The 17,103-nt window shown below is 34.3% G+C and carries 9 protein-coding genes; 3 read left to right on the top strand and 6 right to left on the bottom strand.

Translation table 11 applies throughout. From position 1 onward, the window contains the following. The 3 genes from BW936_RS18910 to BW936_RS18900 form a co-directional block, all read left to right on the top strand. A partial coding sequence (locus tag BW936_RS18910) for a T9SS type B sorting domain-containing protein (RefSeq protein ID WP_143744226.1) occupies positions 1-1,331 on the top strand: 1,331 nt, incomplete at its 5' end. Positions 1,332-1,341: 10 nt separating this feature from the next. Further along, on the top strand, positions 1,342-2,286 hold the full coding sequence (locus BW936_RS18905; protein ID WP_076551387.1) for a PorP/SprF family type IX secretion system membrane protein: 945 nt from the start codon (positions 1,342-1,344) through the stop codon (positions 2,284-2,286). A 4-nt stretch (positions 2,287-2,290) separates the two neighbouring features. Continuing rightward, positions 2,291-4,219 carry an OmpA family protein gene (locus tag BW936_RS18900; RefSeq protein WP_076551385.1) on the top strand — a complete coding sequence of 643 codons (1,929 nt, stop codon included), beginning with the start codon at positions 2,291-2,293 and terminating at the stop codon, positions 4,217-4,219. 814 nt (positions 4,220-5,033) lie between these two features. Here the strand turns inward: BW936_RS18900 and BW936_RS18895 are convergent. The 6 genes from BW936_RS18895 to BW936_RS18870 form a co-directional block, all read right to left on the bottom strand. After that, on the bottom strand, positions 5,034-8,435 hold the full coding sequence (locus BW936_RS18895; RefSeq protein ID WP_076551384.1) for a 3-keto-alpha-glucoside-1,2-lyase-like domain-containing protein: 3,402 nt from the start codon (positions 8,433-8,435) through the stop codon (positions 5,034-5,036). Positions 8,436-8,460: 25 nt separating this feature from the next. Then, positions 8,461-9,729, bottom strand: a complete 1,269-nt coding sequence (locus BW936_RS18890) for a Gfo/Idh/MocA family oxidoreductase (RefSeq protein ID WP_076551382.1) — start codon at positions 9,727-9,729, stop codon at positions 8,461-8,463. Positions 9,730-10,454: 725 nt separating this feature from the next. Beyond that, on the bottom strand, positions 10,455-11,999 hold the full coding sequence (locus tag BW936_RS18885; RefSeq protein ID WP_244156280.1) for a sulfatase: 1,545 nt from the start codon (positions 11,997-11,999) through the stop codon (positions 10,455-10,457). 631 nt (positions 12,000-12,630) lie between these two features. After that, a complete protein-coding gene (locus BW936_RS18880) occupies positions 12,631-13,518 on the bottom strand; it encodes an AraC family transcriptional regulator (RefSeq protein WP_076551381.1) in 888 nt (295 codons plus the stop codon). Between the two features lie 346 nt (positions 13,519-13,864). Continuing rightward, positions 13,865-15,319, bottom strand: a complete 1,455-nt coding sequence (locus tag BW936_RS18875) for a sulfatase (RefSeq protein ID WP_076551379.1) — start codon at positions 15,317-15,319, stop codon at positions 13,865-13,867. A gap of 25 nt (positions 15,320-15,344) precedes the next feature. Next, complete coding sequence (locus tag BW936_RS18870; RefSeq protein ID WP_076551378.1) at positions 15,345-16,940, bottom strand: sulfatase family protein; 1,596 nt, start codon at positions 16,938-16,940, stop codon at positions 15,345-15,347. Between the last annotated feature and the right edge of the window lie 163 nt (positions 16,941-17,103).

The raw sequence follows: 17,103 nt of genomic DNA, 5'->3' as shown, positions 1-17,103 counted from the left end.
AAGCCATAGATACTACAGATCCTAACGACGATTGTGATTCCGTGGGCGGTACCCCGCTAGGAACTTCAGATTGTGATAATGACGGTCTTACCAATAACGAGGAAACCACGGGCGTGGACGACCTTGCCACCACGGCCGATCCGAACGGGGAGATTACGGACCCCAACGACCCAGATTCCGATGATGACGGTATTACCGATGGACAGGAAGCCATAGATGGTACAGATCCTAACGACGATTGTGATTCCGTGGGCGGTACCCCGCTAGGAACTTCAGATTGTGATAATGACGGTCTTACCAATGACGAGGAAACCACGGGCGGCACAGACCCAGAGAATGCCGATTCTGATGGAGATGGCTTAACAGATGGAGAAGAAGTGAATAATATAGATGACCCTACTACTACTACTGAATCTCCCAATGGTAATAGCGACCCACTTGACCCATGTGATCCAGATGCTGTTAATACTTTTTGTAATGATAACGATGATGATGGCGATGGTTTAACAAATGATGAAGAATTAATATTAGGTACCGATCCCAATGATCCTGATTCCGATGGTGACGGTATTTCCGATGGACAGGAAGTTATCGATACCACGGACCCTAACTATGACTGTGATTCCGTAGGCGGTACGCCACTTGGAATTTCCGATTGTGATAATGACGTGTTGTCATACGATGAGGAAACTACGGGTGTAGACGATATTGCTACTATAGCGAATCCAAATGGGGAGATTACAGATCCCAACGATCCAGATTCCGATGATGACGGTATTTCCGATGGGCAGGAAGCTATTGATGGAACAAATCCTAACGACAACTGTGATTCCGTAGGGGGTACACAACTCGGTGCTTCCGATTGTGATAATGACGGACTCACCTATGATGAAGAAACTACCGGCGGCACAGACCCAGAGAATGCCGATTCTGATGGTGATAGTATTAACGATGGTCAAGAAGTCGAAGACCATACCGATCCATTAGACCCTTGTGATTCTATTGGAGGTATTGTTCCTTCAGGTTCAGCTTGCGATTTAATAATCGAGAACGATCTGATAGACCATAATATTAACGAAGGCACCTTTAGAATTAAAAATATTGAATCGTTCTCTGATAATACAGTAGAAATCTATAATAGATGGGGAGTAATTGTCTATGAAACCAAAAACTATGACAATAGTAGTAATGTTTTTAGAGGTATCTCAAACGGGAGGGCAACCTTAAAAAAATCACAAGAATTACCTGTAGGAATATATTACTATATTATAAAATACATCGTTAATGGCAATGCGAAATCTAAAGCAGGATATTTATACATCAATCGATAATAAAAATAACATGAAAAACATATATATATCATTTATACTATTGTTTATTGCCAGTTTTGGAATACAAGCACAACAAGATGCGCAATATACCCAATACATGTATAATACATTAGCTATAAATCCTGCTTACGCTGGCTCAAGAGGAGTTTTTAGTATTGCTGCCCTACATCGTTCTCAATGGGTAGGTTTAGATGGTGCGCCCACAACTCAAACGTTGAACTTTAATACACCTGTTTCAGAACGAGTAGGTATCGGTTTGTCAATTGTAAATGATGAAATTGGAAATGGCACCAATCAAGATACTTACTTTGATGGTGTTTTCTCATACAGTATCCCATTTTCTAATGAGGGAAAACTTTCTTTTGGACTAAAAGCTGGGGGGCATTTTTTAAATGTTAACTTTAATCAATTACGAAATTACCAAGCCGAAAACAATCTTGGTACTCCAACAAATATTGACAAAAAATTCTCTCCAAACTTTGGAGCGGGTGTCTATTATCATACGGAAAAGTTTTATGCAGGATTCTCTATACCCAACTTTTTGGAGACCGAACATTTTGATAGATCTGGTGAAAATGGAGGAACTTCATTCTTAGCACAAGAAAGAATTAATTTATACTTTATTTCTGGTTATGTTTTTGATCTTAATTATGATTGGAAAATAAAACCCGCCGCACTTTTTAAAGCCGTACAAGGCGCTCCATTACAAGCTGATCTTTCTGCAACATTTTTATTACGGGATAAGTTTTCATTTGGAACAGCTTATAGATGGAGTGCTGCACTAAGTGCACTAATAGGAATGCAAATAACAGATCAATTAATGTTAGGACTTGCATATGACAAAGAAACTACCGACCTAGGTAATACCGCCTTCAATGATGGTTCTTTTGAAGTCTTCTTAAGATATGAGTTTAAAACACGCTACAACAAAGTACTAACACCAAGATTCTTTTAAAGTAATGAAATCACAAAAAATAAAAAGTACACTAATACTACTCACAGTTTGTTGTTTCGCTTTTTCTCAAAGTAATAAAGAAAAAAGAGCTGAAGAGAAGTTTGAAAACTATTCTTTTTTTGAAGCAATAGCATCTTATGAAGATTTAGTAAAAGATGGATTTTCAGATGAAAAAATTTATAAGAAACTGGGAAATGCGTATTATCTAAATGCCAGATATGATAAGGCAACCAATTGGTACAAACAACTTTTTGAACTAGAAAGTAGTTCAATTGACCCAGAGTACCTTTATAGGTATGCACAATCATTAAAATCGCTCAAAAAATACGATGAATCTTTTGAATGGATGAAAAAATTTGAGTTAGCAAAAGTAAAAGATGGGCGTGTTCAAAAATTTAGAAAAACTTATGACTATTTAAAAGATATAGAACTAAATTCAAACAGATATAAGATAGAGAATATAGCAATCAATTCAAAAGAATCTGACTTTTCGCCTTCTTTATATAATGAAAATTTAATTTTTGCTACTGCCAGAGATACTCGTTTTACTTCGAGTAATGTACACGAATGGAACAATAAACCGTTCTTAAATCTCTATACTTCGCAAATTACCGAAGATGGTTCTTTCTTAAACACAAAAAAACTTTCGAAAAATATAAACAAAAAAACCCATGAATCATCTACTGCTTTTAGTAAAGATGGTACTACTATGTATTTTACTCGCAACAACTCAGAAAATGGTAGATTTTCTCGTGATAAAGAAGGCATAAGTAGACTAAAAATTTATAAAGCAACTAAAATAAATGGTGAATGGGGTGCAATTACAGAACTTCCTTTCAATGGAGATGATTACTCCACAGCCCACCCCTCATTAAATACTGATGAGAGTAAGTTATATTTTGCTTCTGATATGGAAGGAACTCTTGGCGCTTCAGACATTTTTGTTGTAGATATAAACTCAGATGGCGATTTCGGAATACCCGTAAATATGGGTAGTTCCATAAATACTGAAGCTAGAGAAACTTTTCCTTTCATAACAGAATCCGGTATTTTATATTTTGCTTCAGACGGACATCCAGGATTAGGCGGACTTGATATGTTTGCTGCTAAAATAGATAACAAAGAGAAAGCCGTTATACACAATCTTGGAAAACCACTTAACAGCGAGCAAGATGATTTTTCCTTCGTTATAGACGAAGGTAAACAGAAAGGTTTTTTTGCATCTAATCGTGATGGTGGTATTGGAAGCGATGATATATATAGTTTTGTAGAATATAAAAAATTGGATTTTAATTGTTACTCCCAAATTAATGGAAAAGTAAAAGATCTAAAAACAAACGAAATTATTGCCCGAGTAGATTTGCAGTTAGTAGGTGATAACGGAGATGTACTATCAAAAACGGTTACAAACTCTGATGGTGGATTTCAATTTGAAGTACCATGCGAAAATGATAATTACAAAATTATCGCTTCAAAAATAGATTATGAAGAAAACAAAGTGTCAATCCATATAGAGGATACATTAGAAATCTTCTTGAAATCTACTCTTATAGAAGAAATCTCGGGAACAGATCTAGCCAAATCATTACAACTAAATCCTATTTACTTTGATTTAGATAAACATTCTATACGTGCGGATGCCAAAGTAATACTTGAAAAAGTCATCGCATATATGAAACAGTACCCTTTATCAAAAATTGAAATTAGATCACATACAGATTCTAGAGCGGGAGATAAATACAATCAACGTTTGTCTACGAAGAGAGCAAAAGCCACAGTAGGCTATTTAGTTTCGCAAGGAGTTTCAAAATCTAGATTAGTCGGAATTGGTTATGGAGAAAGTAAATTAATTAATTTATGCACTAACAATTCTTCATGTTCAGATACAGAACATGAACTAAATCGTAGGTCAGAATTCATTATTATTAGGTAAGTACATTACATTTTTCTTTAATATAATTTCCAAATTCAGTAGTTAAAATGGAATATAACATGAAACTTAAGATGGCAAACGACATTTTCATATGAAATATTAAAGTTATAAAATCTCAGATTAAATATTAATCTGAGATTTCACATACTTATAAAGCCAAAAGGATATATAAAGTGATTAAAAGAGTAATAAAGTAAAAATACTTTTAAAAAATTTGTAAAAGGTAATGTAGATAAGCTTCCCAAAAATAAACGAAGACCTCAAAAAAACTAGGTTTAACTTTAAAACAACAAGGAAGTCAACCTCCATAAGGGTTACATCAAAAAGAAATTCAATTAATAATAGAAAAAAATACAAGTCCAAGTTCTTCGAACTTGCGATAGTTTATATAAAACTCTACATATAATGAGAAAACAATTATTAATTAGTTTAAAAAATTCTATGGTTTTCTATTAAAATAAAAATTATGATTTACACTAAAAATCTTATAAAAAGCTAAACAAAAAAAAGTAATTATACAAAAGCCAATTATTTTCCCAACCGAAGATGCCGTTATGAAATCAGTATATTTTGGCTATAAGCTAGGTTACCAAAATATGGTAAATGTTAGTTCGTAATCCAAGTATATTCTTAAATCGGTTCTTAATGATATGTCAAAAAGGGTTCGACTTTAGATAAAAGCCGAACCCTCGCTATTCTTAACCTACACTCTTTATGAGATACTACTTCAAAACAAGTTTAAGCTATAAATTACTTAATCTTATTATTTTGAAATTATACACTTATGAGGATAGTGTCATTTTTAACATTCATTTTAGTTACTCAAATCTTTAATTCTAATATTTCTAAATGCCAATTCAGCACCATGCCCTAGAAAACCAATGTGTCCACTGTTTCTATTTAATCCCGGGTGTTCTTTATGATCCGCAGTACCATTTTTAGAAGCTTCCTTGTAGTCACCATCTACGATTACTTTACCATTTAAGGTGATTTTTATGTGACTACCTTTTACAATAACTTCTTGTGAGTTCCATTCTCCTACAGGGTTCAAAGCTCCCCGTTTAGCAGCAATAATACCATATACCGAACCATGATATTGATAAGGTTTTAGATTTGCATAAATATCTGCAGTATCATCCAATATTTGTAATTCTTTGCCCTCATAGGCCACATCTCCCTTTAGTGGTGCATGAATTCCTAAACCATTGTTAGCGCCAGGCGTCAATTTAAAATCAAATCTAAAAATAAAATCAGCATATTCTTCGGCCGTAAAAAGATTGCCATGACCACCTCTTTCTGGGCGCACCAACAATTCATTATTTTCCATGACATAATCTTTCTTATTTCCAATCCAATGGTCCAAATTTTTACCGTTTAATAAAGATTTAAAACCTTCTTTTCGTTCTGCTTCAGTTAATTGATCCTCACCAGAACTTATTTCTCTGACATATATATTTCTAAATCCTAAATCTTCGCCATGAGCCTGTAGTTCTATAGCTTCTTTCATAAAAATAGCCTGCTTTCTATCCCAATAGTTTTCTAAAACCACATTATCGGTAACCAAGACTCCGTTTAAATGAACAGTAACACGTTCACCAACCATTTTAATTCTAAACGTATTCCAATCATTAATTGGGTTATCCGCTACTACTAATGGCTTGCTTTCATGTTTTTGATTATTATATAACCCGCCTGATCCTACTTGTGCTCCCACTTCTACTCTGGCTATGTCCCATATTTGAACTTGTGGTGTTCCTCTTAGATAAATACCACTATCACCACCGTTAGTAATTTTCCAATCTACCAACATTTCAAAATCACCATAATCTTTAACGGTACAAATGTTATTATATCCTTCTCCTCTAAAGCCGATAACCCCATTTTCAATATACCAATCTTTCATCATCTGTTTATTGGCCTTGGCTTGTTCTTGCGCTAATTTTCTAGTTGACATTTTAGAACGGGCAATGGGGTTGTGTACCAATCCTTCCCATCCAGAAAAATCCTGTCCATTAAATATGGATACAAAACCTTTCTCTTCAGACATTTTGTCTAAAAACTCTTTTACATCAATTTTAATATATTGACTATCAGGACCTGTTAGATTATTTATACTTCTAGAAACAATATCCCTAACTACTTCTCCACTTAAGCCATTGTCTTCTCCGGGAGTCGGTAATGCTATGGCAATAGCTGTATTTGAAACCGTGGTAAGCAACTCTTTTTCGTTTAAATAATCAGCAACGAATACTAATGATAAAAATGTTTTAATGTTACCTGCGGCAGCAATTATTCGTTTCTTTTCTGAGGTAGTTTTAGCTTCTGACATTAACTTTCTTACCAAAAGCAATTTTTGGTCGACCGGATAATCTGACTTGCCAACTTTAGTCAGGTAATTATTAAAAGCACTTTCTCTTAAATCACTACTAGAACTTTGTTTTACCGCTTTAAACAAATAGGGTAAGACAGCGTTGCTCTTCCAGTTTGCCAATGCATTTAGAGCTATAATTTTCTCCTCTTTGCTTCCTTTTGATAATACTTGTGAAACTAATTCTAAAGCCTCATCGGTATTCAGCGCAGCTAAAACAGGTAGTACTTTCGACTTATCCTTTGTGTCGTTATAAATTTTGAAGACCTGTTCATTATAAGCTCCTTTACTACTATTCAAAATATTTATAATAGCATCTTGTGTATGTTTTACGTATGCTACAACTGTAGTGTTTTCTAGCAAATTAATTAGTGCAGAAAAGTCCTTCTCTGAAGAAACATATGGCAACGCCATGTAGGCGGCATTTAAAACTATGTCATTATTTGAACTTAACGTCGTCAACACCGTATCAAACTGTTCTGTGGCATGTCTCGCAGCCAGAACATTTATCAATACTACTTTGCCTTTACCTTTTAGATTTTCAATCTCGCTTGCAATTAACGCTGTATCGCTATCATCGCACAATCTTAAGATTGTTTTTTCTATTGCTGTATATTCTTCATTAGAATTAGCAGAACGCAAACTTTTGAACAATATTGGTAGTGCTTTATTTTTAGGTTGATATGCCAAAGCTTTAATACCTGATAGACGCACGGACTCTTCTTTATCTTCGACTGCCATCAAGATGACTTTATCAAAAACAACTGGCTCGTCACTCTCTCTTAACATATTAATAATAAGAGACTTAGTTTGTACAGTTGATTTTCTATATCTCTTTGTCCATTGTAATATTTCTGAAATAGTTAATTCTGAACCTGAAGTATTTAAAACTGCACCAACATAGGCAACATTTTTATTTTTAGACTCTTTAAGTAGGGTTTTAGTAAAAGATGCCCCTTCGTTTGCAGTAAGGATATGTACCCCTGCAGATCTAAAATGTAATTGTGAAACTGCCTTACAATTTTTAAGCAATTCTCTTGCTACCGAATTACTTAGGGATTTATTACCTGCTTTTTGCAATCTGTTACCAAATTCAATAAAAGCGAGAATACTCTCTGTTTCATCAAGTGTGTATTTAGAATCTTCAACGGCCTTTTCCAAGATCTCATAAGAATCCGGACTTGTTATTACGGCCAAGGCCATTAGAGACTTTTTTCTTACCAATATAGATGTAGAAGTTGCACCCTCCTTTAAAAGTTCTATTGCCGGCGTAAACTGTAAAACTCCCAAAGCCTCAATAAATGATGCCTGCTTGTGGCTATCATTTGCGCTAACATTATTTTTTATAGCCAAGGCAGCATTCGTAGTACCTATTGAAACCAGTGAAGCCAAAGATGGCTTATAAAGATCCTTATTTTTTAAATATTTCTCTAATGTTGAAACACTGGTATCCGTTCCTGCATAAATTAGACAATTTATTAAAAAGGTTTTCACTTCTTTATCAGTGGCCAACGCTAACGCTTTCAATAAAGATTTTTCTACTAACTCGTTTTTATCCTTTGATTTTAAACCTCCGCTATAGATGGCTAAACTATTTATAGCATATCTAGCTTTAGTATCATCTCCACTTCCAAGTGAAACCAGTTTATTGGTAATTTTTAAAATACCTTCTTCATTCAACCCAATTATTTCTTCCATCAAACTATTTGCATGACCAAGTTCTTTCGTTGGTAACTGCATTAGTATGTCCGCTACCTTAGTATCTAAGGTTCTATTATCTTGAGCGCTCGCAACCAACGTACAAAGCATCAGCATTAGCACGCTCATCATCTTATAAAATCTATTCATGTTTCTTAAATCTAAAATATGTTAATTAATAAGCCCAAGAGGACCTCATTGGTTGATTTATTAATCTATTGGCTTCTTCATCATTAATGAATTCTTGTTTTACCGGATCAAATTCTAAAGTTCGTCCTAAGCGTAAGGCTATAATACCCATATTAACGACAGTTGCCGATCTATGGCCATTCTCCTCGTTCAATGCAAATTTCTGTCTGGTTTTAACTGATTCTGAAAACTGGGTTATCTGCTCTTCGGGATCTGGTAAACTACTAACAAATCCTTCAATATTAGGTATTGTGGACTTAAATCCATTATATATTTTTCCATCTGGTCCCTCAATGTACGCGGCATCTTTATCTGCATTTTCACCATCTAAAATTATCTGACATCCATCGGCATAGGTATACACTATTTTTCGCCATGTACCTATGGCATCATAATGTTGTTCTGGAGCATCTACCTCCACCTTCACAGGACTTGTTCCATCTTTACCTAAGAAATATTGAACAGGGTCTATATAATGCTGCCCCATATCTCCTAATCCACCTCCATCATAATCCCAATATCCTCTAAAAGTACTATGAACTCTATGTGGGTTATAAGGTTTCTCAGGTGCAGGACCCAACCACATATTATAGTCCAGTTCTTGTGGTACCGGCTCAGGTTTTAGGTTTTCCTTACCAACCCAATAAAATTTCCAATTAAAACCTGTTACTCCGCTGATCGTTACTTTTAACGGCCATCCTAAGGCACCACTATCCACAACTTTTTTAAGTTTTTTTACGGGTGTGCCCATACCATAAAAATTATCCTGAAAACGAAACCATGTATTCAAACGAAACATTTTACCATGTAAACGCATAGCCTCTACTACCTTCTTACCTTCGCCAATAGTTCTGGTCATCGGTTTTTCACACCATACATCCTTACCTGCTTCGGCTGCCATTATACTCATTAATCCATGCCAATGTGGAGGGGTTGCTATATGTACAATATCAATATCAGGCCTTTGTAAAACTTCCCTAAAATCACGATAACCTTTTACACTATTTCCTACTTTTTGAAGTGTATTGGACAAATGGTTAGCATCTGCATCACAAATAGCTAAAAGTCGGGTTCCTTCATATGTTAAATGACCTTGGCCCATGCCACCAACACCTATCACAGCTTTCGTCAATTGATCACTTGGTGGAATAAAATTAGTGCCGCCCATTACATGTCTTGGTATAATACTGATACCTGCAGCTGCCACTAGAGACTTTTTTACAAAAGTTCTTCTACTAGTTGATTCTTTCTTCATTATTGTTTATTTCGATTAATTATTGAAGCGTTTGATTTGTACAAAGAACTACATCATTGCGTAAAATTTAGGGTACTAAATGGGGTATCAAAATTGAAAAAGTAAATAAAACCCTTTATAATTGAGTCTTTTAACAAAAAAATGGAAATAAAAAGTTTGTGCTTGAATTTTATTTAAGATTTCGCTACTTGGTTGTACCTCCTTTCCATGCAAACGAAAGCACTATAATTTTGAGTACACATCTATAATGAATTTAATAGATGCTTTTACCAATAAAAGTATACCCTATTAATATATCTAGCGTTTACTGAATTTGTTTAGTTTTAGGTTTTTGACCTAAAAAGATTACTAAGATCAAACCTTGCTTTCTACATTTTCTTTGAAAATATGTGTGTATTTAGTAGTGGTATAGCATAAAGTACGTTCCGTAAATAATCACAAAAATGCTATTTTAGAAGAATACAGCACTTCAACATCAGTAAAAGACTATTAGAAATAGATTCTTATTGAAATTACTTTTTAACCACACCTTGCAACATCCACACTTTTTGAAAAAATCATTTATGATTCTATTTTTTTTTGAAATCAAACACAGCTTACATAGATTCTATAACTAGATATAAATACTTCATATAACGTGTTTCTAGTCTTATACAAAAAAACACCTGCAAAATAATGACATGGATATTCTTAAATGAAATAGCTAACGGTATGGATCAAAATTTCTATTCCACTATTTCATTTGGATAAGGGACAGGTTCTCCCGTTGCTTTATATTTAGGCATTTGAGCCTTTGAGGACTTTAAATAATCCGTTAAAATAGAGGCTAATTTATGAAGTTCTTTCTTATTTTTAGATGCTAAGTTGTTAGACTCTGCAATATCATTTTTAATATTGTACAACTCTAAGGTTTGACTTTTGTGAAAGTAAATCAATTTCCAATCTCCATATCTTACTGCGCTACCTGTACCTATACCTGGACCAAAACCACCCCATTTATTAGGATAATGCCAAAATAACGGTCTATACTCGTCCTTTTCTTTAGACGTATTGGTTAAAATTGGCATAAAGCTTTTGCCATCAACATGTTGTACCGTATTCATATTCGTTGCACCTGCCATCTGTAATATTGTAGGGTAAAAATCTTCTATAATTACATAATTATCTGTAGTCGTTGCCGGTTTAACCTTATTTGGCCATTTTACAATCATAGGTTCACGTATGCCTCCTTCATAAAAAGAACCTTTGCCACTTGCTAATGGTTTGTTATGCGTATTTGGCTCGCCACCTCTGGCATGGGCACTTAACCCGCCATTATCAGACATGAATAAAACAATAGTGTTATCTGCAATATTTTTACGATCTAAATAATCTAAAATATCTCCTAAACTTTTGTCCATACCTTCTATCATAGAGGCATATTTTGCTTCGGTTTCTTGCAAACCGGCATCCAAATATTTTTTCAAATAACGTTTATCTCCATAAATAGGAACATGAACTGCATAATGAGACATGTATAAGAAAAATGGCTTATTCTGGTCTAAACTATCAAGGGTAATTAGCGCTTCTCTAGTTAGGGCCTCTGTTAAGAATATATCTTTACCATGATATTTTTGTAGACCAGGAACGGCCCAAATGGCTTTATTTGGTTTCCCATTCCCAAAATTTTCAAGACCTTCATAACTTTCTGGAGCACCTGCTGCGTGACCGGCTATATTAAAATCAAAACCCAAGTTTTTAGGATCTTCCCCAAGGGTACCAACTGCTCCAAAATGTGCTTTTCCAACATGTATTGTTTGGTAACCTTCATTCTTTAACAAACTAGGCAAGGAAGTTGCATAGATTGTATTTTCTATTTCAGGAACCGGAGAAATTCCGTTAACGTTCCACTCTGGAAATTCTAAATGATCATCTTTACCGTCTGTTGATGTATTCTTATGCAATGTCCAGTTGGTAACACGATGTCTTGCAGCATTCATACCAGTCATTAGACTTACACGGGTAGGGGAACAAATTGGTGTTGCATAAGCCTGTGTAAATTTCATACCCTGGCTCGCCAGCCGCTCCATATTGGGCGTGTAATATCTATTATTAAAGGGAGTCTTCTTTTTCCAAAACGGTACGGAAGTATCTTGCCATCCCATATCATCAACTAAAAAAACAATAATGTTAGGTTTTGTTTCTTGCCCCAAACCTCTAAAAAAGGAAAAAAAACAAAGAATCGTTACTACTAAAATTGGTCGTTTTAAGTCTATTCTCATTCTTTTCATCAATATCTTATTAAACTTCATTTAAAATAGTAACTAATTCAATACAAATAAATATAATTTCTTCAACACTAATTAATAACCGTTACCAAATGAAATCTATATTGTTATGTTATAACCAAAACTTCAGTACAATCAGTTTTATTGATTTTCACTATAATTCATTTAATCTTGAATATATAAATAACAAATTAAGAACTTCAGGTGTATAAAATGGGGTACCAAATGGAGTATTGAAAGCGCTAAAAGTGTACTTTTTATTAAAGAAATCAGTTTTAGCTATTAAGCGTGACCATAGTTTGTTTTAAAAGACCATTTATAATAGTAGTTATCTTTTTGTTAGTAAGTTACATCATCAAAAGATGAAATTAACGACACCTTATTGGTTGATTTTTTTCTTTCCTCTTGAGTGAACATATACGTTACTTTTGCAATATTCCAAGGTCCCTATTTCCTTCCTTTAAATTGGTAGTTATAATCTAAATCCCTCCTTCTCATCAGCTTACACGATGGCATAATATAAAGCGTCATTATTTTATTAATTAACCGGTCATTAAATAATTGAGAATCATAGATACAAATCAATATGCGCTTATTACTTTCTATTTAATTTTGGAATAGTTTTAAATTGTTGTTAATAGTCATCAATTTTACTTTCCCCTCTTTTTAAATTCATAACATAATCAGATGGAGAGGCTTTCATAATGTTTCTAAACTGACGGTTGAAATTAGAAATATTATAAAATCCGCTTTCATAACATATACTGGTTATACTATACTTTTGTTCTTGAAGAAGTTGACAGGCATAACCAATACGTAGTTCATTTACAAACCTGGAAACAGTCTTATGATTCATCTTTTTAAAATATCTACAAAAAGAAGATTTATTCATGCAAGCTAATTCTGCCAGTCTATCAAGCGCAATATTTTCTTTGAAATTACAATAGATATAATCATAAACTTTATCCATATTGTTAGAAGCTTCTGTTTCTAAACCTATTACCTTACACCCTTTACCTAAAACTTCATATTCTTCTTTTGATAAGGAAAACAATAACTTTAAAAGAAATGTCACTTTCTCAAAATTTCCCATTTTAAACATAGCCCTAATATCTTCTTCAAATTTTGCCGTCTTGTTAGAATTGAACTTTATTGCATATTGTGTGTTTTTTAAAAATGGACCAACCTCGATTGCCTCTGGTAATCTAAAAATATCACTACCTAACAAAGACTTATCGAAATGAATTACCAATGATTCTGCTTTCAATGCAGTAGATGATTTATAATACTGCTGATCGTTCTGCCACATATGTGGCACATTGCTACCTATAAAAAAAATATCACCAGGTTGAAAACGTTTCATGTCATTACCTAAGAATACAACTCCAGTACTTTTCTTAATTAAAATAATTTCTACCTCTGTATGGTAGTGCCATACTTTAAAAAAATGTGGAAATGAATGCGCTTGTTCAGATAATGTACTACTGATTTTATTTGTTCTATTTACAAATTGCGCTTTCATAATCAATAAATTATTCTTTAATGCACTTTAGATAATTTTTTAACAACAAATCTTAATTGATTAAAAAAGGAAGTCAATTCTACAATAGTAGGATTCACGAAAATTATCGCAGATAGCCACAAGGCATGAATTGATTTTTTTTGAGATTTTAACACAAGTACCACAGTATTTAAATCTAAAATATCAAACAAACAGATTAAACAAGAACAAACCAAACAGACTAATTGTAGTTCAGTTTTTATGTTAAGTTCTTTGATTTCTCTAATAAGAATGCCTAGTACTAATACTGTAATATGTTCCTATAAAAATGACAGATACCTATTAGGTGCCTTTGCGCTAATTCTACTTAGTTGTACGTTATTTCTAGATCATTGTCTTGTACTTTTTTCAACTTCTGCTTAAGCTTTTTTTGAAAATACGCTACCTTTCTAGCATATTCCGGTAACAGTGCCAAGTTTGTAAATTGTTTCGGATCTTTTTTCATATCGAACAATTCTATTCCTTGAATATTATCTTTTCCATATTGAATATAAGCCCAATCTTTAGATCGCAATAGAAATGTTTTCCCATCCTGAGTCACAGAAAAAGCCATATCTCTAACTTTATAAGCGGGGTTATCCAAGGTCTTTACCAGACTTTTTCCTTGTATATGCTTGGAGTAATCGAGGTCTGCAAGCTCCGCTACTGTTGGATATAGGTCTAAAAGTTCTACCAAAGAGTTACAAACTGCCGGTTCTTTTCCTGGTACTTTTATAATTAATGGAACTTTTGCAGATTCTTCTTTTACACTGACCTTCATCCAAAATTCATGCTCCCCTAAGTGAAAACCATGATCAGAAGTAAATACTACAATAGTATGCTGCTCAAGACCTTGCTCTTTTAAAGTTCTCAGTACTTTACCAACCTGTCTGTCCATATACCTTACCGACGCATAATATGCGGCTACAGCCTTTTGTTTTTGTTCATGGTTCATTTGGGCATTTTCACTTGTCACATAATTGATGCCTTTTTTAGGTATATCTTCCCAATCTTCTTTAAAATTGTAAGGAAGTTCAATTTCATTAAAAGGGTAAGGTTCAAAATCATCTTTTGGTGCAACGAAGGGTACATGCGGCCTTACGAAACCAACCGCTAGAAAAAAGGGTTCATTCTTATGTTCTCGTATAAGTTCAGATGCCTTCTCCGCAGTTTTTCCATCAGAGTGTATCAAATCTCCCCCGTTCGCTTTTACGATCGTCATTACATTACCTCCACGAATTGGTTTGGAATAATCAGGATTATTTTGAACCAATTCTCCTTCACCTGGAGCTTTCCATTCTGGACCAATACTATTATAACGTTCTGTCCAACTAGCTTCATCATCTTTACCGTTGGATCCGAGTTCAATATCGCCAGGTACACCCATGTGATAAATTTTACTTACCCGCGCTGTAAAATATCCATTATTCTTGAACAATTGTGGCCATGTTTCCCTGGTTTCACCAATATTTTCTCTTCCGCTAACATAACCATAGGTTTGCGTTGCGCTGGGATAGTATCCGGTTAAAAAAGATGCCCTTGAGGGGCCGCATACCGGATATTGACAGTAGGCTGCGGTATACATTGTTCCTTCTGTAGCAAGATTATCAATGTTAGGAGTTTTAGACACTTTGTTGCCATATGAAGAAATGGCGGTAGTGGTTAAATCATCAGCAATAATAAATAAAACGTTCGGTTTTCTTATCTCGTCATCTTGACTAATGCTCCTTTGTTGAAAAAACACCCCTATTAAAATAATACAAAAAATATCTTGAAATTTCATAATTAGTCTGGTTATAACATTTATTTTAATGACTTAATTGATCAGAAGACAGCCACCATAGTTGATCCCAATGACTTGGACCATCATTTGCTTGCGGTGCACCTGGCGTACTTCTGCCTTCACGGATGTATTTTGTCAATAATGCTTGTAGTTCATTAACTATATCTGGAAATTGAACCACGAGGTTTTCTTTTTCTCCCGGGTCTGTCTTTAAATTGTATAATTGAACGGGTTCTAAAGTAGCCAATACTTTCTTATTATTTTTGTTAGGATAACTCCACCCCCCAGAGTCATTACACATTGCTAACTTCCATTTTCCTTTTCGTATAGCAAAGCTACCATCTATTGAATGATGTACAGAAGCCTCTCTAAGAGGTCTATCTAGATTTTGACCTGTAAGAACGGGCATTAAATCATAACTATCTTCAGCCTCATTGTCTTGTAGTTGATAATCGGTGATAGCTGCGGCCGTAGCTATAAAATCATTTAGATTGATAATTTCATCACTCACTTTTCCTGCTTTTATTTTAGCCGGCCATTTAATAATAAAGGGTACCCGGTGACCACCTTCAAAAATATCTGCTTTATGACCTCTAAAAATACTACTTGGGTTATGCCCTTTTTCTCTCAACAACTTTAAGTTTGCTTCTGGTGAACAACCATTGTCACTTGTAAAAACAACAAGAGTATTTTCTTCTATACCCGCTTCTCTAATAGCCTGATCCAGTCTACCCATATAATGGTCTATCATCATTAAAAAATCGGCATAGGGGTTTAAATTACTTTTTCCTTGCCATTGCTCTAAGGGTAAAATTGGGGTATGAGGAGATGGTAATGGTAGGTACAAAAAGAAGGGACGATCTTTATTGGCCTTTTCCTTCACATATTTGATTCCTTTATTAAAAAAATTGGTGGTCACTTGCTCATGCACAAAATCTGGAGAAGTAGGGCCTTTTCTCCACCAACTATATTTTTCCTTATTTTCTGTTGTAGCCGTAGGCAAAGCTGTTGCATGGCCATTTTCTACATATACATAAGGTGCCATATCTAAGGAACCACTATGACCATAGGCATAATCAAAACCTAAATCATTTGGTGAATTTTTAATAGGTTTTGAAAAATCTATATTATCAAAATCTTCATAATTCCAACCAGCCCCTTCGTCTATACCTTCCTTCTTTTTTGCCCAGTTCCACCCTAAATGCCATTTTCCTATATAGGCTGTATGGTATCCTTGCTTCTTTAATAATGAAGCCACGGTAGTTCTAGAAGGTGGTATCAATGCATCAGATTTACCTGTGAGAACCCCCATTTTAAGCGTAGAACGCCAATTATACCTTCCTGTCAGAATACCATATCTAGTGGGAGTACAAACTGACGAACTTGAATGTGCATCTGTAAAACGCATTCCTTCTTTAGCTAATTTATCTATATGCGGTGTAGGTATCATTCCATTAGCATTATAGATACCTACATCACCATAACCTAGGTCATCGGCCAAGACATAGATGATATTTGGTAGTTGGTCTACTTTTTTAACCTTGCTTTCGGTACAGCCCATTAACATGGTCAATACTGTTAGTAGCAATATTCGGTGTACTTTAAGTAAAGAGTTGTTCATAATATCTGTTCTACAGTTTTGATATACTAATGATCATTTATCATTATATGGTTTGGCCTTCTGGTATATTTATCCTTATTATGTTTTTATCCTTATATATGTATTTCAGCTATCATAAATTTTAGCACATAAAATTAACGGCTTTGTTGCCGATAGTCTCTTA

It is taken from the genome of Maribacter ulvicola (genome assembly GCF_900155985.1).
In the GTDB taxonomy this organism is placed as follows: domain Bacteria; phylum Bacteroidota; class Bacteroidia; order Flavobacteriales; family Flavobacteriaceae; genus Maribacter; species Maribacter ulvicola.
This window is presented reverse-complemented; position numbering and strand designations above follow the sequence as displayed.

Bases quoted from the DNA above. Each gene is read 5' to 3' on its own strand.
- BW936_RS18885 (WP_244156280.1), bottom strand. From the start codon at position 11,999: ATGAAAAGAATGAGAATAGACTTAAAACGACCAATTTTAGTAGTAACG.
- BW936_RS18875 (WP_076551379.1), bottom strand. From the start codon at position 15,319: ATGAAATTTCAAGATATTTTTTGTATTATTTTAATAGGGGTGTTTTTT.
- BW936_RS18895 (WP_076551384.1), bottom strand. From the start codon at position 8,435: ATGAATAGATTTTATAAGATGATGAGCGTGCTAATGCTGATGCTTTGT.
- BW936_RS18900 (WP_076551385.1), top strand. From the start codon at position 2,291: ATGAAATCACAAAAAATAAAAAGTACACTAATACTACTCACAGTTTGT.
- BW936_RS18890 (WP_076551382.1), bottom strand. From the start codon at position 9,729: ATGAAGAAAGAATCAACTAGTAGAAGAACTTTTGTAAAAAAGTCTCTA.
- BW936_RS18880 (WP_076551381.1), bottom strand. From the start codon at position 13,518: ATGAAAGCGCAATTTGTAAATAGAACAAATAAAATCAGTAGTACATTA.
- BW936_RS18870 (WP_076551378.1), bottom strand. From the start codon at position 16,940: ATGAACAACTCTTTACTTAAAGTACACCGAATATTGCTACTAACAGTA.
- BW936_RS18905 (WP_076551387.1), top strand. From the start codon at position 1,342: ATGAAAAACATATATATATCATTTATACTATTGTTTATTGCCAGTTTT.